This is a genomic window from Sphingobium sp. SYK-6 (assembly GCF_000283515.1).
GTDB classification, from domain to species: Bacteria; Pseudomonadota; Alphaproteobacteria; order Sphingomonadales; family Sphingomonadaceae; genus Sphingobium; species Sphingobium lignivorans.
Genome location: NC_015976.1, coordinates 2,516,719 through 2,532,562 on the forward strand (window position 1 = coordinate 2,516,719; position 15,844 = coordinate 2,532,562).

The window sequence follows — 15,844 nt, forward strand, 5'->3', positions numbered from 1 at the left end:
GCGTCAATCGCTTCGCAACCTAACGATGTGCAGCGCTTGCGCAAGGCCGCCGGCGATGGTGGTCCGGCTCAGGCTTCCGCCATCAATGCGGCGACGCCGGGCAACTCCTTGCCTTCCATCCATTCCAGGAAAGCACCGCCCGCCGTGGAGACGAACGAGAAGTCGGCGGCCACGCCGGCATGGTTGAGCGCGGCGACGGTATCCCCACCGCCCGCCACGGAGACCAGCGAGCCTTCCACGGTGAGCGCCGCGGCGGTCTTCGCCAGCGCGACGGTCGCCGTGTCGAAAGGCGCCAGCTCGAAGGCGCCGAGCGGGCCGTTCCAGACCAGCGTGCGGCAGGTCTTGAGCACGTCCGCCAGCGCCTCGACAGCGGCGGGGCCGACATCGAGGATCATTTCGTCGGCCGCCACTTCATTGACATTGCACAGCCGGTAGCTGGGCGGATTGGCCGCGAATTCCTTCGCCACCGCCACGTCATAGGGGAGATGGATTGTGCAGCCGGCTTCCTCGGCCCGGTCGAAGATCTCGTTGGCGGTCGACACGAGATCATGCTCGCACAGCGACTTGCCGACATCCACGCCGCGCGCGGCGAGGAAGGTGTTAGCCATGCCGCCGCCGATGATGAGATGATCGACCTTCGCGACCAGATTCTCCAGCACGGCGAGCTTGGTGGAAACCTTGGCGCCGCCGACCACGGCCGCGACCGGCTTTTGCGGATTGCCGAGCGCCGCTTCGAGCGCATCCAGCTCCTTCTCCATCGAACGCCCGGCGAAGGCCGGCAGGCGATGGGCCAGCCCCTCGGTGGAACTGTGCGCGCGATGCGCTGCGGAAAAGGCGTCGTTCACATAGAAGTCGCCCAGCGCCGCCATGGCATCCGACAGGGCCGGATCATTCTTTTCCTCGCCGGCATGGAAGCGGGTGTTCTCGAGAATGGCAATGTCGCCCGGACGCATCACGGCGATGCCGGCAGCCGCCGCCTCGCCCTGGCAATCGGGAATGAACTGCACGTCACGGCCCAGCACCTGGCCCAGTCCGCGCGTCACCAGCGAAAGCGACATGTCCGGGGTCTTCTGCCCCTTGGGTCGCCCGAAATGCGCGAGAATGAGCACCTTGGCGCCCTTGTCCGCCAGCTCCAGCAGCGTCGGCACGGCAGCGCGCAGCCGCGTGTCATCGCTCACCGAACCATCCTGCATGGGCACGTTGAGATCCTCGCGAACCAGCACCGTCTTGCCGGTGATGTCGCCCATGTCGTCGATGGTCCTGAAAGATTTGGACATGCCGTGCTCCCCACAGGTCTTGCCGCTCGTGCGGGCGTTTCCAGAGCTTTGCGGCGGCGCGGCGGGGACGTTTTCGCCCCGGACCCGCGCCCGCCGTCATGCGAACCGCCTCCGCCGCCCGCGCAGGGCAACGGGGCGGCGCGCCTTTTGCCTTACATCAGGCCAGCGACCACCTTGCTGGTGTCGATCATGCGGTTCGAGAAACCCCATTCATTGTCGTACCAGGAGAGGACGCGGACCAGCTTGCCGTCGATCACGGCCGTCTCCAGGCTGTCGACCGTGGAGCTGCGCGGATCGCCATTATAGTCGATCGAGACCAGCGGCTCGTCCGAATAGCCGAGGATACCCTTGAGCGGGCCGCTTTCCGACGCCGCTTTCAGGAGGCCGTTCACTTCCTCGATGGTCGTCGCGCGGCCGGCGATGAACTTGAGGTCGACGACCGAGACGTTGGGCGTGGGCACGCGCACGGACGAACCGTCCAGCTTGCCCTTGAGCTCCGGCAGCACTTCGCCCACGGCGCGGGCGGCGCCCGTCGTGGTCGGGATCATGGAGAGCGCGGCGGCACGGGCGCGGCGCATGTCCTTGTGCAGCTGGTCCAGCGTGTTCTGGTCGTTGGTGTAGCTGTGGATCGTGGTCATGAACCCGCTCTCGATGCCGAGCGCGTCGTGCAGCACCTTGGCAAGCGGGGCGAGGCAGTTGGTCGTGCAGCTCGCATTGGAGATCACGACGTCCTCGGCAGTCAGCGCCTCGTGATTGACGCCATAGACCACGGTGCGATCAACGCCGGTGGCCGGCGCCGAAATGACGACGCGCTTGGCGCCGGCGGTCAGGTGCGCGCTGGCCTTCTCCTTGCTGGCGAAGATGCCGGTGCATTCCAGCGCGATTTCCACGCCCATGTCCGCATGCGGCAGCTTGGCGGGATCGCGCTCGGCCGTCACCTTGATGCGCTTGCCGTCGATGACGAGCGTGTCGCCGTCGACGCCGACCTCGCCCGGGAACGCGCCATGGACGCTGTCGCGCTTGAAGAGCAGGGCGTTGGACTTGGCGTCGCCCAGATCATTGATCGCCACCAGCTCGAAGTCGTGATCGGTCCGCTCGAGCAGGGCACGCGCGACAAGGCGCCCGATCCGTCCGAAGCCGTTGATTGCTACCTTGGTGGCCATGAATGATCTCCTTTCCTAGTTCTCAGTCGAGCGCCGCGAGGACGCGTTGCGCGATCGCCCCGGCGGTCAATCCAAAATGTTCGTAGAGGGCCGGTGCCGGTCCGGACAGGCCGAACTGGTCGATGCCGATGTTAAGCCCGTCCGCGCCGGTGATCGCGCACCAGCCGAAGGTCGTGCCCGCCTCGATGGTGACGCGCAGCGCGCCGGCCGGCAGGACGGCAGCGCGATAGGCCTCGTCCTGCGCGAGGAAACGCGACATGCTGGGCATCGACACGACGCTCGCGGCAATGCCCTGTTCGCCGAGCTGCTTCGCCGCCTCGACCGCGATCTCCACTTCCGAGCCGGTGCCGATCAGCACCACGCGCGGAGAATCGCCGCCGGAAACGAGCGTGTAGGCGCCCTTCGCGGACAGATTTTCTGATGCATTATCACGCAGTTGCGGCAGGTTTTGCCGGCTGAGTGCGAGCACCGACGGCGTGCTCTGCTGGGCAAGCGCCAGTTCCCAGCATTCCGCCGTCTCGATCACGTCGCACGGCCGGAACACCTCCAGATTGGGGATCATGCGCAACGACATGACATGCTCGATCGGCTGGTGCGTGGGACCATCCTCGCCAAGCCCGATGCTGTCATGCGTGAGCACATAGACCACGCGCAGCCGCTGCAGCGCGGACATGCGGATGGCATTGCGCATATAATCGGAGAAGACGAGGAACGTGCCGCCATAAGGAATGACGCCGCCGTGCAGCGCCATGCCGTTCATGGCCGCCGCCATGCCGAATTCGCGAATGCCGTAATAGACATAGCGGCCGGCACGATCATCGCGGCTGAAGGCGGCCTTCTGGTCCTTCGACTGCGTGAGGTTGGAGCCGGTGAGATCGGCCGATCCGCCGAACATCTCGGGGAGCTGCACGTTGATCGCGTCCAGCGCCATCTCGCTCGCCTTGCGGGTCGCGACTTTCTTGGGCTCGGCGATCAGGCCATCAAGATAGGGCCGCAGCGAGAAGTCGGCGGGCAGATCGCCCGCCATCCGGCGCTCGAATTCCGTTTTTTGGGAATGACTTGAGAGGCGATCCTGCCACTGTGCATGAGCCGGGCGGGAGCGCTGGCCAATGGCGAGCCATGCGGTGCGGACATCCTCGGGCAGCTCGAAGGGCGGCAGATCCCAGTCCAGCGCCTGCCGGGTAGCGGCGATCTCGTCCTTGCCGAGCGGCGCGCCATGCACCTTGTGCGAACCCGCCATGTTCGGTGCGCCCTGCCCAATGCGCGTGCGGCACGCGACGATCGAGGGGCGCGGATCGGCCACGGCCTCGGCCAGCGCGCGGCGGATATCCGCGAAATCATGCCCGTCGCAATGCGTCACGTGCCAACCGGTCGCCGCATAGCGCGCCAGCACGTCTTCGCTCGACGAGAGGTCGACGGACCCGTCGATGGTGATCTTGTTGTCGTCCCACAGCACGGTGAGACGGCCAAGGCCGAGATGACCGGCAAGGCCGATCGCCTCATGATTGATGCCTTCCATGAGGCAGCCGTCGCCAGCGATCACCCAGGTGCGGTGATCGACGAGTTCGTCCCCGAAGGTGGCATTGAGGTGCCGCTCGGCCATCGCCATGCCGACCGCCATGGCAAGCCCCTGCCCCAGGGGACCGGTCGTGGCTTCCACGCCCGGCAGCTCGAAATTCTCCGGATGCCCCGCACAAGGGCTGCCGACCTGGCGGAAGGCCGCGATCTGCGCCATCGTGGGCTCTTCATAGCCGGTGAGGTGCAGCAGCGCGTAGATCAGCATCGAGCCATGGCCGGCGGACAGCACGAACCGATCCCGATCCGCCCATTTCGGCGCGGCCGGATCGAACTTCACATGGTCCTTGAACAGCACGGTGGCGACGTCGGCCATGCCCATCGGCATGCCGGGATGGCCACTATTGGCTGCCTGCACCGCGTCCATCGCCAGCACACGGATCGTGTCGGCAAGGCGCTTTTCGGTGACTGGCATGGGCGAACGCCCCTTTCTTCTTCTCTGGGCGCACCACGGCGCGCATTCACGTCGGATCTCGCGCCGGAAGGTCTCGGCCGGCGGGCCGAACAAGCGAAGGCGCGCCATCGGCATGAGGGCGCGAGTCGTTTGCGCCGCCTCCATGTCGGTTCGAGCCGCGAGCGTCAACCTGCGGGGATCGCCACCTGTCGCGCCGGTGCGGCCGATCACCCGCTGCACCGGCCGTCGCAGGGGACCCAACGAGCTTTTGCATTCCCCATTTGCCGTGATAAGGATCGGGCATGGCAAGCGACGCGATGATGCAGGCAATCGGACGGCTGGAGCGCGCGATCACGCGCGCCGAAACCCTCGCAAGGCAGGTTGCCGAGCAGCAGGCGCAGGCCATCGAGGCGCAGCTCGCGCAGGACGACCGCGAGGACATGGCCGGCTATGCCGCCACGCCCGGCGCGGGCCATGGCAGCGAACTCGACCCCTTCTCGCGGGACAAGGCGATCGCCGCGCTCAAGTCGCTCGATGCGCTGATCGGCGACCTTCAGAAAGCCCGGAGCGAAGCCTGAGATGGCCGAAGTCAAGATCATGGTCGGTGGCCGGCAATATGCGGTGCATTGCCGCGACGGCGAGGAAGCCCGCCTGCACCAGCTCGCCGGGATGATGTCCGACCGGGTGAATCAGGTGAAGACCGGCAGCCCGGGCCTGACCGAAGTGCGGCAACTGCTCTTCGCCGGCCTGCTGCTCGCCGACACGCTCTCCGACAAGGCGCTCGAGGCGCCCGCGCCGGCCGCACCCGCCGAACCGGCCGCCCCGCCCCCGCCGGTGGACGACCCCGATACGCTGGCCGCGCTCGCAAAACTCGCCGAACGGATCGAAGCGCTCGGCGACAGCCTTGCAGCGCAGCTCTCCAACGCCTAGATAGTCCGGGACGGGTACTGCCCGGTGCGCGCTTTAGCGAACATCCCTGAGGCGATATCACATCCACGGGGGCTGTCTCTGGCCGGACCCTGGTCCGCGTTACATGGTCCCCACCTGACGTTGAGGCGTCAGAGGATATTCCAGCAAACGGCCATGGCGGTCCCGTCACGCCTTCCCTGCCATCGCCATGGAGCCTTTCCGCGATGACCAATCAGCGCGCCTCCCTGCGGACGGAGTTGCTCGCCCGGCGCCAGGCCTTCGTGGCCGGGCTTCCCAACAGCGTGCGCAATCTTGCCTTTCGCGTTCTCCCTTCCCCCATCCTGGCGCTGATGCCGCCCGGATCGCGGGTCGCCGTCTACCGATCGATGGGATCGGAAGCGCCGACGGAAGCGCTGCTCGAGTTCCTCGACGAGCGCGGCTTCAAGCTCTGCCTGCCGCGCCTGGGACGGACCGTGGCGGAGGACATGGAATTCGCCGACTGGAAGCCGGGAGACATCCTCGTGCCCGGCCAGCTGCGCATTCCCCAGCCCGCGCCACAGGCCGCCACGGTGACGCCGGACATCGTCCTGACGCCGATGGTGGGCTTCGACCGACGCCTCAACCGCATCGGCCATGGCGCGGGCTATTATGACCGCGCCTTCGCAAAGCTGCCCGACGCGCTGCGAATCGGCATGGCCTGGAGCTGCCAGCAAGTCGACCTGCTGCCCGTCGAGCCCTGGGACGTGCCGCTGCACATGGTGGTGACCGAGCAGGCCATCATCTCGGGGGAAGCCGCATGAACGAGTATCGCCCCAGCTGGCGCAAGCCGGCCGGCATGTTCGCCATATTGGGCATCATCGCGTTCTGGGCCTGGATCGTCGCGAGCTTCGCCGAGCACATCGCGCGGCTGCCGGGCATCCTGCAGGCGGTGATCTACATCATCGCGGGAATCATCTGGATCTTCCCCGTCCGGCCACTGCTGGTCTGGATGGAGACGGGCCGCTGGCGCACCTGAGTCGCGTCCGGCGGCAATCCGTTACACGATGACGGCGCGTTTCCGGCGCCTCTGCCCGGCGACGATCAGGACAATATTCGGAGATGTTCGGAGGATGACGAGCCCGGCGGGCCACGGCGCCCTGCTGGTAGCGAGGCGCGTGCGATCCGTGCCTCCCCCGGAGGGAAGGCAGGACGCAAGACGATCATTTCATGGAAGAAATGGCGCGAGTGACGGGGCTCGAACCCGCGACCTCCGGCGTGACAGGCCGGCACTCTAACCAACTGAGCTACACCCGCGCTTGGTCGAGGACGGCGCAGGTATAAGCTGGCGCGGGCGCTGTCAACACCCTCGCGTCATCTCTCGTCATAATCTGTCGGCGCATCGTGCATCGTGCTGGTCAGCGTGCCCGCCTCGAACAGGAAACCCGCGATATCCGGCTTGCCCGCAGCGGCCAGAACCGTCTGGATGATGATGAGCAGCGGCACCGCCAGTAGTGCCCCCGCCGTGCCCCACACCCAGGTCCAGAAGCTGAGCGACACGAGAATCAGCAGCGGATTGACCTTCAGCCGCTCGCCCAGCACCAGCGGCGTCACGATATTGGCCTCGATCAGGTGCAGGCAGACCATGATGATGGCGGGCAGCAGCGCCCAGCCGACGGTGGTGAAGCTCATGAGCCCGCCCAGCCCCAGCAGGATCGCCGCGATGATCGGCCCGAAATAGGGAATGAAGTTGAGCAGGGCGACGAATCCGCCCCACATGAACGGCGTCGGCATGCCCATCAGCATCAGCGCCAAGGCGACGGTGAGCCCGAGGCCCATGTTGATGAACGTGATCGTCAGCACATAACGCGAGGTCGCATCGACCACGTTCTGGATGACCCGGGCGATGGTGAGCGCGCCGGTGAAGCTGCCACGGCCGCGAATCGTGCGGTGGCGCAGCCGCGTCCACCCGCTCAGGAAGAAGAAGATCACCAGCAGGCCGAACAGGACATTGATGACCACGCCCGGCGCGGCCGTCGTCATCATCTGCAGGAGCGAGCCGGGCATGGCGATGTTGCCCGGCCCGTTCGCGATGTCCTGCGTCTCGGTCACCATGCGCAGCAGCCCGTCGATGAAGCCCTGCGCCTGCGTGTAGAGGCGGATGACCGGCTCGAGCGTGATCTTGATCTGGCTGATCCTGTCCGGCAGCTGCGTGATCCAGTCGCTTGCCGGCACCACGATCAGCACCAGCGCGGTGTTGGCAACGAACAGGAAAGCCGACAGGGCCAGGAGGGCCGCCAGCGGAGACGGGATGCGCCGCCGCTCCAGCCATTCCAGCAGCGGCACGAGGCACACGGCGATAACCAGCGCCGCAGTGAGCGGGAGGAAGAATTCGGCGCCGGCACGCAGCGCGAACGGCAAGGCGAGCAGGAATCCCGCCCCGGCGAAGAGCGCGATGGAGGCGGCGAGCCGGTTGCGCTCCCATGCCTCCCGATCGGGCGAGCCCTGGCGCAGCCCGGGCTTCCCTCGCCTCTTCTCTTGGCCGCTCGCCGCCAGATCGTCGTCCCGGTCGATATCGCGCAGCGGCATGGCGCTGCTCAGACCGCGATGGGGGCGGATATGCTCCGCTGCGGCTCATAATCCTCGACGGCGAAATCCTCGATGCGATGCGCGAAAATGCTCTCCGGCCGCCGCAGGATGCGCAGCCGGGGCGCGCCGGCGGGGCGGCGGGAAAGCTGCTCCTCCACCAGCTCGGCATGATTGAGGTAGAGATGCACGTCGCCCCCCTGCCAGACGATCTCACCCGCCTCCAGATCGCATTGCAGTGCGATCATCCGCGTCAGCAGCGCCAGCCCGTAGATGTTGAAGGGAAAACCGAGGCCGAGATCGCAGCTGCGCTGGAAGAGGAGGCCATTGAGGCGCCCGTCCGCGACATGGAACTGATAGGTCATGTGGCAGGGCGGCAGCGCCATCGCGTCGATCTGGTCCACGTTCCAGCCCGTGAAGAGCAGCCGCCGCGAGCCCGGGTTGGCGCGGATGGCATCGACCAGCGCGGCGATCTGGTTATGCCCTTGCGGCGCCTGACGGTAGAGCCCCTCGCCTGCCTCGGGGGCGGGCTCGTAGCGCGGCCAGTTGACCCACTGGCGGCCATAGACGGGGCCGAGGTCGCCCCAGTCCCGGGCGAAATCCTCGTCGGCGAGGATGCGCGCCTCGAAGGCCTCCATGGAGATGGCTTCGCCCGTTTCCCGGCGATAGCGATCGAGCGGCCAGTCGCTCCAGATATGCACGCCCTGCGCCACCAGCGGCCGGATGTTGGTCTCGCCGGAGAGGAACCAGAGCATCTCGCGCGTCGCGACTTTCCAGAAGACGCGCTTGGTGGTGAGCAGCGGCACCGCGTCATCGGCGAGCGAGAAACGCATGGTCGCGCCCAGGATCGACCGGGTTCCGACGCCGGTACGGTCGATTCGCTCATGGCCGTTGCGCCAGATGTGCGCCATGAGGTCGAGATATTGCTGCTCGTAATGCGGCGCACCGCCATCGGAGGACGTGAAAGGCCGGGCCGGGGCGGAAGCTGTCGTCATGGACCCGTCTTACCCCGCGCCCGGTGGCGGCGCCAGTGCAAGACGCGCGCGCAGGAGATGTTTGCGCGCCATATTCCCTCGCCCCGTCGCCCATCACGGCGCCGCGCGAGGGCCATCGCAGCGCCGTGTCACGGATTTGCGAAGCAGCGCTTGCCAGCAGCAAAAGCCGCCCCTATAGGGCTCGCCTGCCTTGCCGGCGCGGACACGCGCACGGCCCGGTCGGGGAGTAGCTCAGCCTGGTAGAGCACTGTCTTCGGGAGGCAGGGGCCGGAGGTTCGAATCCTCTCTCCCCGACCATTTCATTCTTCTGTTTCCTGTGCTCGGGTGCGACATCGGTCGCGCCCGATCGCGTGCCCCCCATCGCATAGCTAAGTGTTTCGCTTCGCGCGCGGATGCCGCTATTCTGCGCCGGCAGGGTATCACAGGAGGCTTCATTGACGATAACCGGACCGCTGGCTCATGCCGCACGCGCGCTGGTGCAATGGCCGCGCGACCATGTCGCCCGCCTCGCCGGACTGGACGAGGCGGCGCTGGCGGACTTCGAGGCCGGGCGGGCCGACCCCGGCGACGCGGCGCGGGCGCGGCTGCGCCATGCGCTGGAAGAAGGCGGCGCGCATTTCCTGCCTGATGAGAACGGCCTTGGCGTCGGCGTCCGCCTGCGGTTCGCGGCCCGGGACATCCCGGCGATCAACAGGCTGGAAGGCGAAGGCGGCGTGGTCGGCAGCGACGACGTCTAAGGCCGGGCGACGGGCTGGCGGGCAAGTCCGGTCGATCGGCCCCACGTTATATAGGCTTTGCCTTCAGGCTGGCGCGCTGCCTCGCCGCCGGTCCTGTGCCGGGAGGGGGACTGGATTCCCGTGTGCACGGGAATGACGGGGGAAGGAGCGGTGATGTCGGCGCGGACGATTCGCCGCGGTGCGTGGGGCCGTACGTGGAATCCTGCGGACGCGCGGGCGGCCACGCAGAGCACGCGCCGGGGCGATGGACTTCGCCGGCGCGCCTTCCTACATGCAGGCCATGTCGCAAAACGCTCCCCTGCCCTTCGCCAAGATGCATGGCCTCGGCAATGATTTCGTCGTGATCGACACGCGCGAGACGCCGGTCGCCATGGACGCGCCGCTGGCGCGGGCCATTGCGGACAGGAAGACGGGCGTGGGATGCGATCAGCTCATCCTCATCGGCGCCTCGGACCGCGCGGATGTGAGCATGCGCATCTTCAATCAGGACGGCAGCGAAGTGGAGGCCTGCGGCAACGCCACGCGCTGCGTGCCGCTGTTCACTGGCCGGGACGTGACGATCGAGACCAAGGCGGGGCTGCTGCATGCGGCGCGCATCGGCGGGCTGGTGAGCGTCGACATGGGCGAGCCGCGCTTCGGCTGGGAGGACATCCCGCTCGCTTATGCCATGGACACGCTTGCCATGCCGGCAAGCTGGGACGAGCTGCCCCCGCCGGCCGCCGTGAATGTCGGCAATCCGCATGTCGTCTTCTTCCTCGACGATCCCGCGCGCGTCGACATGGCCCGGCTCGGCCCGCTCATCGAGACCGATCCACTGTTCCCGCGCCGCGTGAACGTCAATTTCGCGCATCTCGTGGATGACGACCATATCCGCCTCACCGTGTGGGAGCGTGGCGCGGGCTTCACGCGGGCCTGCGGCACGGGCGCCTGCGCCACCGCCGTCGCCGCCATTCGCCGCAAGCTTGCGCACGGCCCGGTGCGCGTGACGCTCGAAGGCGGCGACCTGCTCATCGACTGGACGCCGGGCGGTCACATCACGATGACAGGCCCTGCCGTCCATGTGTTCGACGGCGTGCTGGACCCGGGCAGCTTCCCTGCCACGCCATGAGCGGCGCCAGCATCATCACGCTCGGCTGCCGGCTCAACATCGCGGAAAGCGAAGCCATCCGCCAGCAGCTCGGCGACGCGGACGACCTGATCGTGGTGAACAGCTGCGCCGTCACCGGCGAGGCGGTGCGCCAGACGCGGCAGGCGATTCGCCGCGCGCACCGGGACCGCCCCGAGGCCCGCATCGTGGTGACCGGCTGCGCGGCGCAGACCGACCCCGCCATGTTCGCCGCGATGCCGGAAGTCTCGCGCGTGGTCGGCAATGCCGAGAAAGCCCTCTTCGCGGAGGCGGTGCGCGACGAGGCACCGGTGCGCGTGGCCGACATCATGACCGTGGCCCGGCAGGCGCCGCAGATGGTCTCCGCCTTCGCCGAGCGCGTGCGGGCCTTTGTCGTCGTGCAGAATGGCTGCGACCACCGCTGCACATTCTGCATCATCCCTTATGGGCGCGGGCCGAGCCGGTCCGTGCCGGCCGGATCGATCGTGGAGCAGGTCGCCCTGCTGGTGGCGCAGGGCGTGCAGGAAGTGATCCTGACCGGCGTGGACGTGACCAGCTACGGCCCCGACCTGCCGGGCAGCCCGACACTGGGCGCGCTGGTCGAGCGCATCCTGCGCCATGTGCCGGCGCTGCCCCGGCTGCGCCTCTCCTCGCTCGACGGGGTGGAAATCGACGAACGGCTGTTCGAGCTGATCGCGAGCGAGCCCCGGCTGATGCCGCATGTGCACCTCTCCCTGCAGGCCGGGGACGACATGATCCTCAAGCGGATGAAGCGGCGCCACAGCCGCGCGCAGGCCATCGACCTCGCCGACCGCCTGCGCGCGCGGCGGCCGGACATCGCCATCGGCGCGGACATCATCGCCGGCTTCCCGACCGAGGACGAGGCGATGTTCGAACGCAGCCTCTCGCTGGTGCGGGACTGCGGCATCGTCCACGGCCATGTCTTCCCTTATTCGCCGCGCGAAGGCACGCCCGCCGCGCGCATGCCGCAACTGGACAAGCCGGTGATCCGGGACCGGGCGGCGCGGCTGCGGGACGCCTGCGCGCAGCAGCGCACGGACTGGCTGCGCTCGCTCGTCGGCAGCCGCCAGCGCGTGCTGGTCGAGACCAGCGGCCTTGCCGGCCATGGCGAGAGCTTCGCCCCGGTGCGGTTCGCCGCGCCACAGCCGGTCGGCGAAATTGTCGAGGCATGCATCACGGGACTTGAGGACGGCGCGCTCATCGCGCATGGACAGGCGCATGGCTGAACTTTCCTGGCGCGAACGCCTCTTTGGCGGCTTCAAGCGCACATCCGACCGGCTTGGCGAAAGCGTCTCCGGCATCTTCGGCAAGGCCGCGCTCGACGAGCAGACGCTCGATGAGCTGGAGGAAGCGCTCTACACGACCGATCTGGGCCCGGCCATGGCGGCGCGCATTCGCGACCGGCTCGCCGAAGGCCGCTTCAACCGGGAGCTCACCGAGGAATATCTGCGCGAGATCCTGGCCGAGGAAATCGAGAAGGTGCTGACGCCCGTCGCCAAGCCGATCGAGATCGAGGCGTTCCCGCGCCCGCAGGTGATCCTGGTCATCGGCGTCAACGGCTCGGGCAAGACCACGACCATCGCCAAGCTTGCCCATCTGTTCCAGGAACAGGATTATGGCGTCATGCTGGCAGCGGGCGACACGTTCCGCGCGGCGGCCATCGGCCAGCTCAAGGTCTGGGCGGACCGGCTCGGCGTGCCGATCGTCACCGGGCCGGAAGGCGGGGATGCGGCCGGCGTCGTGTTCGACGCGGTGAAGCAGGCCACGGCGCAGGGCATCGACGTGCTCATCGTCGACACGGCCGGGCGCCTCCAGAACAAGACCGAACTGATGGACGAACTCGCCAAGATCAGGCGCGTGCTCGGCCGCCTGAACCCGGCCGCGCCCCATGACGTCGTGCTGGTGCTGGACGCGACGACCGGGCAGAACGCCCTCTCGCAGATCGAGATCTTCCGGGACGTGGCACATGTTACCGGCCTCGTCATGACCAAGCTGGACGGCACGGCGCGCGGCGGCGTGCTCGTGGCCGCGGCGGAGAAATTCGGCCTGCCCATCCATGCCATCGGCGTGGGCGAGAAGATCGACGACCTGCGGCCCTTCGAACCGGCCGAACTGGCGCGGGCCATTGCGGGAGCAGCTTATGCACGGTGACGGACGCGAACCGCACGGCGTGGACGTGACGATCGATTCGGCACCGGTCGCGCCTGGTCCCAAGGGCGAAGGCTGGCTGCCGATGGCGCTCGACTTCGGGCCGCTGCTCGTCTTCTTCCTCGCCACCAAGTTCATCGGCATGTTCGCCGGCACCGCCGCCTTCATGGTGGCGATCCTCATCGCAGTGGTGGTGAGCAAGTGGCGGCTCGGCCGCGTCTCGCCGATGCTCTGGCTCTCCGCGATCCTGGTGACCTTCTTCGGCGCGCTGACGCTCTATTTCCACGATCCCGCCTTCATCCAGGCCAAGCCGACCATCATCTACGCCTTCTTCGCGCTGATGCTGCTGGGTGGATGGATGCGCGGGCGGCCGCTGCTGCGCTACCTGCTCCAGTCCGCTTATAATGGCCTGACCGAGACCGGCTGGCTCAAGCTCTCGCGCAACTGGGGGATCTTCTTCGCCGTGCTGGCCGTCGCCAACGAAGTGATGCGCGCGACGCTGAGCTTCGACACCTGGCTCGCGGTTAAGGTGTGGGGCGTGACCATCATCTCGATGGTCTTCGCCATGGCCAACCTGCCGATGCTGATGAAGCACGGCCTCGACCTTGGCGATGGCAAGTCCTCCTGAGCCCCGCCGGGCCGTGCCGGAGCCGGAGCGAAGAGATCGTTCAGTCCGGCGTGTCGGGTGCGGCGGCGGCGCGGTGCCAGTCATAAGCGCGCGTCACACGGGTCGCGATCATCCGGTAGGAGTCATACCAGCGCGCCCGGCCGACATCGCGGGTGGCGGCATGCTCGGCATGGGCTCGCCAGGCGCGCGCGCTCGCCTCGTCCGCCCAGTAGCTGACCGTGATGCCAAGGCCATCGGCGCCGCGCGCGCTGTCCATGCCGAGATAGCCCGGCTGGCGCGCCGCCAGCGCCGCCATGGCCGCCCCGGCGCGCTCATAGCCGGCCTCGTCTGCCTCCGTGCGCTGCGAGACGAAAATCACCGCGACCGCGTCCTTCGGGGGCAAATCGCCCGGTGCCATGCTCATGTTAATCTCCTGCGCGCAACGTCCTTGCCAGTCGTGCGTTCTTTTGTCACCCGTCGCACATGGGAGACCCTGACTAGATGACCGCAGCAGAGCGCATCGCTTCGCCCGGCCTGTTTTTCGCCAAACAGTTCCTGCGCCATCCCCGGATGATCGGCTCGGCCATTCCGACCTCCTCGATCGCGATCCGCGCCCTGCTCGATCCTGTCGACTGGGCATCGGCGCGCGTCGTCGTCGAATATGGCCCCGGCACCGGCGTGTTCACACGGGCGCTGCTGGCGCGGCTCTCCCCCCATGCCCGGCTGATCGCGATCGATACAAACCCGGTGTTCGTGAATTATCTGCGCGACTCCCTAAAGGACGAGCGGCTGACCTGCGTGGAGGGATCGGCCGCCGACGTGCGCAAGATCCTCGCAGACCTGGGCCTTGAGGCGGCGAATTATATCGTTTCCGGCCTCCCCTTCTCGACCCTGCCGGACGGCGTGGGCGACGAGATCATGGACGCGACGCAGCGCGCCATCGCGCCGGGCGGCGCGTTCCTCGTCTACCAATATTCCAGTTTCGTGCTGCCTTATCTGAAGGCGCGCTTTCCGCGTGTCGACGTGGATCGCGTCTGGCGTTGCATCCCGCCCGCGCAGCTCTTCTGGGCCCGGAAGGACGCGGCCGCCGTCAGCGTTTGCGGCGAGAGTTTAGCCGCCGAGTGACGGTGTAATCCAGCACACCGACCAGCAGATATTGCAAGGACCAGATGAAACGCTGCAGTGGGCCCGCCATGTAGCGGTGAACCCGCGCATCGATCTCGTCGCTATCCGCCGCGAGCCGCTCGACCAGCGCGCGCGCCTCGGCGGCGAAGGCGGCATCCTCGATGCGCAGCATGAGCTCGAGATTGATGAACAGGCTGCGCATGTCGAAATTGGCCGAGCCGACATAGACGATATCATCGATGACGATCAGCTTCATGTGAAGCTTCTGCGGCCGATATTCGAAGATGCGCACGCCGCCGCGCAGCAGCCGCTTGTAGAGATGCCGGGCGGCGCCGATGGTCGCGCTGTTGTCCGAGCGCATCGGCGCGATCAGCCGCGCGCAGCCGCGCCGCGCGACACCGTTGATCCGCTTGATCATGCCCCGGCTCGGCGAGAAATAGGCCGCGACGAGGTCCAGCCGCTCGCCTTTCTCCAGGTCCGCCTTCACATGGCGCGTCCAGCTGTTGAGATAGCGGGTGGGGCCGCCGATGAGCCAGCGCGCCTCTCCCGTTCCCGGCTTCCAGTCACGCACCAGCTGGCGCAGCCGGCGAAAGCGCTGCGGGCTGTCGATGGTCCAGTCCGCCAGCGCATCGAACCAGTGCTGCAACGCGCCGGCGAGCGGCCCGCGCACCATCATCCCGAGATCGCACCAGGCGAGCTCCTCGGTCCATGAACCGAAATAGGATTTCTCGCAGTTGAAGCCGCCGATCAGCGCGTGCCGGCCATCGGCGATCGCCATCTTCTGGTGATTACGGATCAGATAGCGGGTGGTGCGATGGGCACCGAAGCGGGCGAAGCGCGCGCCGGCCTCCCGAAGCGGCGCGAAGACCGAATCCGGCGTCGTCGCGGTGCCGAACGCATCGACGATCAGTGTCACCGCGACATGCCGGTTGCATGCCTCCACCAGCGCATCGATCACCTGCTGGCTGCACTCGTCCCGCCCGAAGATATAATAGAAGATGTCGAGCCGCTCGCGCGCGTCCGCGATAAGCCCGAGCAGGGCCTCGAGGCGCTCGATGCCGCCCGGGATGAGGAGCAGTTCATTGCCTGCGACGATGTGCCGGGCGACAGCTTCTTCTCGGGCTTGGCGGGCGCCGTGGCTTTCCATAGCCCCTCCATGGGCCACTCTCGCTTGCTTGCCAAGACGCGCATTTCCTTGACTTGCGCACGCGTCGCTGTTAGCGGAT

The 15,844-nt window shown here is 67.4% G+C and carries 17 protein-coding genes and 2 tRNA genes; 11 read left to right on the plus strand and 8 right to left on the minus strand.

Annotated features, from left to right (window positions below; genetic code table 11):
* Positions 1 to 68: 68 nt before the first annotated feature.
* The 3 genes from SLG_RS11565 to tkt all read right to left on the minus strand — a co-directional run bounded on the left by SLG_RS11565 (position 69) and on the right by tkt (position 4,430).
* The gene (locus SLG_RS11565; protein ID WP_014076654.1) at positions 69 to 1,277 is read right to left on the minus strand and encodes a phosphoglycerate kinase; all 1,209 of its coding nucleotides are present in this window, start codon (positions 1,275 to 1,277) and stop codon (positions 69 to 71) included.
* Between the two features lie 152 nt (positions 1,278 to 1,429).
* Positions 1,430 to 2,440, minus strand: a complete 1,011-nt coding sequence (gene gap, locus SLG_RS11570; protein WP_014076655.1) for a type I glyceraldehyde-3-phosphate dehydrogenase — start codon at positions 2,438 to 2,440, stop codon at positions 1,430 to 1,432.
* 22 nt (positions 2,441 to 2,462) lie between these two features.
* A complete protein-coding gene (gene tkt / locus SLG_RS11575; RefSeq protein ID WP_014076656.1) occupies positions 2,463 to 4,430 on the minus strand; it encodes a transketolase in 1,968 nt (655 codons plus the stop codon).
* A gap of 281 nt (positions 4,431 to 4,711) precedes the next feature.
* Between tkt and SLG_RS11580 the strand changes: the two genes are divergently transcribed.
* The 4 genes from SLG_RS11580 to SLG_RS11595 all read left to right on the plus strand — a co-directional run bounded on the left by SLG_RS11580 (position 4,712) and on the right by SLG_RS11595 (position 6,333).
* Positions 4,712 to 4,987, plus strand: a complete 276-nt coding sequence (locus SLG_RS11580) for a hypothetical protein (protein ID WP_014076657.1) — start codon at positions 4,712 to 4,714, stop codon at positions 4,985 to 4,987.
* Position 4,988: 1 nt separating this feature from the next.
* Entirely contained in the window at positions 4,989 to 5,339 is a 351-nt protein-coding gene (locus tag SLG_RS11585) for a cell division protein ZapA (protein WP_014076658.1), read from the plus strand.
* Between the two features lie 203 nt (positions 5,340 to 5,542).
* On the plus strand, positions 5,543 to 6,118 hold the full coding sequence (locus SLG_RS11590) for a 5-formyltetrahydrofolate cyclo-ligase (RefSeq protein WP_014076659.1): 576 nt from the start codon (positions 5,543 to 5,545) through the stop codon (positions 6,116 to 6,118).
* Positions 6,115 to 6,333, plus strand: a complete 219-nt coding sequence (locus SLG_RS11595) for a DUF2842 domain-containing protein (protein ID WP_014076660.1) — start codon at positions 6,115 to 6,117, stop codon at positions 6,331 to 6,333. The genes SLG_RS11590 and SLG_RS11595 overlap by 4 nt, the downstream gene beginning before the upstream one ends.
* A gap of 201 nt (positions 6,334 to 6,534) precedes the next feature.
* Here SLG_RS11595 and SLG_RS11600 read toward each other — a convergent pair.
* The 3 genes from SLG_RS11600 to thyA all read right to left on the minus strand — a co-directional run bounded on the left by SLG_RS11600 (position 6,535) and on the right by thyA (position 8,875).
* Positions 6,535 to 6,611 (minus strand) — tRNA-Asp (locus SLG_RS11600).
* Positions 6,612 to 6,668: 57 nt separating this feature from the next.
* Positions 6,669 to 7,883 carry an AI-2E family transporter gene (locus SLG_RS11605; RefSeq protein ID WP_014076661.1) on the minus strand — a complete coding sequence of 405 codons (1,215 nt, stop codon included), beginning with the start codon at positions 7,881 to 7,883 and terminating at the stop codon, positions 6,669 to 6,671.
* 8 nt (positions 7,884 to 7,891) lie between these two features.
* On the minus strand, positions 7,892 to 8,875 hold the full coding sequence (gene thyA / locus SLG_RS11610; RefSeq protein ID WP_014076662.1) for a thymidylate synthase: 984 nt from the start codon (positions 8,873 to 8,875) through the stop codon (positions 7,892 to 7,894).
* A gap of 220 nt (positions 8,876 to 9,095) precedes the next feature.
* Here thyA and SLG_RS11615 point away from each other — a divergent pair.
* The 6 genes from SLG_RS11615 (at position 9,096) to ispZ (ending at position 13,514) form a co-directional block, all read left to right on the plus strand.
* Positions 9,096 to 9,172: transfer RNA gene (locus SLG_RS11615), tRNA-Pro, on the plus strand.
* A 137-nt stretch (positions 9,173 to 9,309) separates the two neighbouring features.
* Positions 9,310 to 9,612 carry a helix-turn-helix domain-containing protein gene (locus SLG_RS11620; RefSeq protein WP_041391959.1) on the plus strand — a complete coding sequence of 101 codons (303 nt, stop codon included), beginning with the start codon at positions 9,310 to 9,312 and terminating at the stop codon, positions 9,610 to 9,612.
* A 280-nt stretch (positions 9,613 to 9,892) separates the two neighbouring features.
* Positions 9,893 to 10,720: a diaminopimelate epimerase gene (dapF, locus tag SLG_RS11625; protein ID WP_014076665.1), complete on the plus strand. Its 828-nt coding sequence runs from the start codon at positions 9,893 to 9,895 to the stop codon at positions 10,718 to 10,720.
* On the plus strand, positions 10,717 to 11,964 hold the full coding sequence (mtaB, locus tag SLG_RS11630) for a tRNA (N(6)-L-threonylcarbamoyladenosine(37)-C(2))-methylthiotransferase MtaB (protein ID WP_014076666.1): 1,248 nt from the start codon (positions 10,717 to 10,719) through the stop codon (positions 11,962 to 11,964). Before dapF ends, mtaB begins: the two co-directional genes overlap by 4 nt.
* Positions 11,957 to 12,889, plus strand: a complete 933-nt coding sequence (gene ftsY / locus SLG_RS11635; RefSeq protein ID WP_014076667.1) for a signal recognition particle-docking protein FtsY — start codon at positions 11,957 to 11,959, stop codon at positions 12,887 to 12,889. Before mtaB ends, ftsY begins: the two co-directional genes overlap by 8 nt.
* Positions 12,879 to 13,514 (plus strand): septation protein IspZ, encoded by a 636-nt coding sequence (ispZ, locus tag SLG_RS11640; RefSeq protein ID WP_014076668.1) that lies wholly within the window; start codon positions 12,879 to 12,881, stop codon positions 13,512 to 13,514. The genes ftsY and ispZ overlap by 11 nt, the downstream gene beginning before the upstream one ends.
* 40 nt (positions 13,515 to 13,554) lie before the next feature.
* Here the strand turns inward: ispZ and SLG_RS11645 are convergent, their stop codons facing one another.
* Positions 13,555 to 13,917, minus strand: coding sequence for an antibiotic biosynthesis monooxygenase family protein (locus SLG_RS11645; RefSeq protein ID WP_014076669.1), 363 nt, complete (start codon positions 13,915 to 13,917; stop codon positions 13,555 to 13,557).
* A gap of 77 nt (positions 13,918 to 13,994) precedes the next feature.
* Between SLG_RS11645 and SLG_RS11650 the strand changes: the two genes are divergently transcribed.
* Positions 13,995 to 14,618 carry a class I SAM-dependent methyltransferase gene (locus tag SLG_RS11650; RefSeq protein ID WP_014076670.1) on the plus strand — a complete coding sequence of 208 codons (624 nt, stop codon included), beginning with the start codon at positions 13,995 to 13,997 and terminating at the stop codon, positions 14,616 to 14,618.
* Here the strand turns inward: SLG_RS11650 and SLG_RS11655 are convergent.
* On the minus strand, positions 14,584 to 15,765 hold the full coding sequence (locus SLG_RS11655; protein ID WP_014076671.1) for a phospholipase D-like domain-containing protein: 1,182 nt from the start codon (positions 15,763 to 15,765) through the stop codon (positions 14,584 to 14,586). The genes SLG_RS11650 and SLG_RS11655 overlap by 35 nt on opposite strands.
* Positions 15,766 to 15,844: the final 79 nt, after the last annotated feature.

Coding starts and splice junctions, on each gene's coding strand:
- SLG_RS11580 (WP_014076657.1), top strand. CDS start 4,712: ATGGCAAGCGACGCGATGATGCAGGCAATCGGACGGCTGGAGCGCGCG.
- SLG_RS11595 (WP_014076660.1), top strand. CDS start 6,115: ATGAACGAGTATCGCCCCAGCTGGCGCAAGCCGGCCGGCATGTTCGCC.
- thyA (WP_014076662.1), bottom strand. CDS start 8,875: ATGACGACAGCTTCCGCCCCGGCCCGGCCTTTCACGTCCTCCGATGGC.
- SLG_RS11650 (WP_014076670.1), top strand. CDS start 13,995: ATGACCGCAGCAGAGCGCATCGCTTCGCCCGGCCTGTTTTTCGCCAAA.
- ftsY (WP_014076667.1), top strand. CDS start 11,957: ATGGCTGAACTTTCCTGGCGCGAACGCCTCTTTGGCGGCTTCAAGCGC.
- tkt (WP_014076656.1), bottom strand. CDS start 4,430: ATGCCAGTCACCGAAAAGCGCCTTGCCGACACGATCCGTGTGCTGGCG.
- SLG_RS11655 (WP_014076671.1), bottom strand. CDS start 15,765: ATGGAAAGCCACGGCGCCCGCCAAGCCCGAGAAGAAGCTGTCGCCCGG.
- SLG_RS11565 (WP_014076654.1), bottom strand. CDS start 1,277: ATGTCCAAATCTTTCAGGACCATCGACGACATGGGCGACATCACCGGC.
- dapF (WP_014076665.1), top strand. CDS start 9,893: ATGTCGCAAAACGCTCCCCTGCCCTTCGCCAAGATGCATGGCCTCGGC.
- gap (WP_014076655.1), bottom strand. CDS start 2,440: ATGGCCACCAAGGTAGCAATCAACGGCTTCGGACGGATCGGGCGCCTT.
- SLG_RS11645 (WP_014076669.1), bottom strand. CDS start 13,917: ATGAGCATGGCACCGGGCGATTTGCCCCCGAAGGACGCGGTCGCGGTG.
- SLG_RS11605 (WP_014076661.1), bottom strand. CDS start 7,883: ATGCCGCTGCGCGATATCGACCGGGACGACGATCTGGCGGCGAGCGGC.
- SLG_RS11590 (WP_014076659.1), top strand. CDS start 5,543: ATGACCAATCAGCGCGCCTCCCTGCGGACGGAGTTGCTCGCCCGGCGC.
- SLG_RS11585 (WP_014076658.1), top strand. CDS start 4,989: ATGGCCGAAGTCAAGATCATGGTCGGTGGCCGGCAATATGCGGTGCAT.
- mtaB (WP_014076666.1), top strand. CDS start 10,717: ATGAGCGGCGCCAGCATCATCACGCTCGGCTGCCGGCTCAACATCGCG.
- ispZ (WP_014076668.1), top strand. CDS start 12,879: ATGCACGGTGACGGACGCGAACCGCACGGCGTGGACGTGACGATCGAT.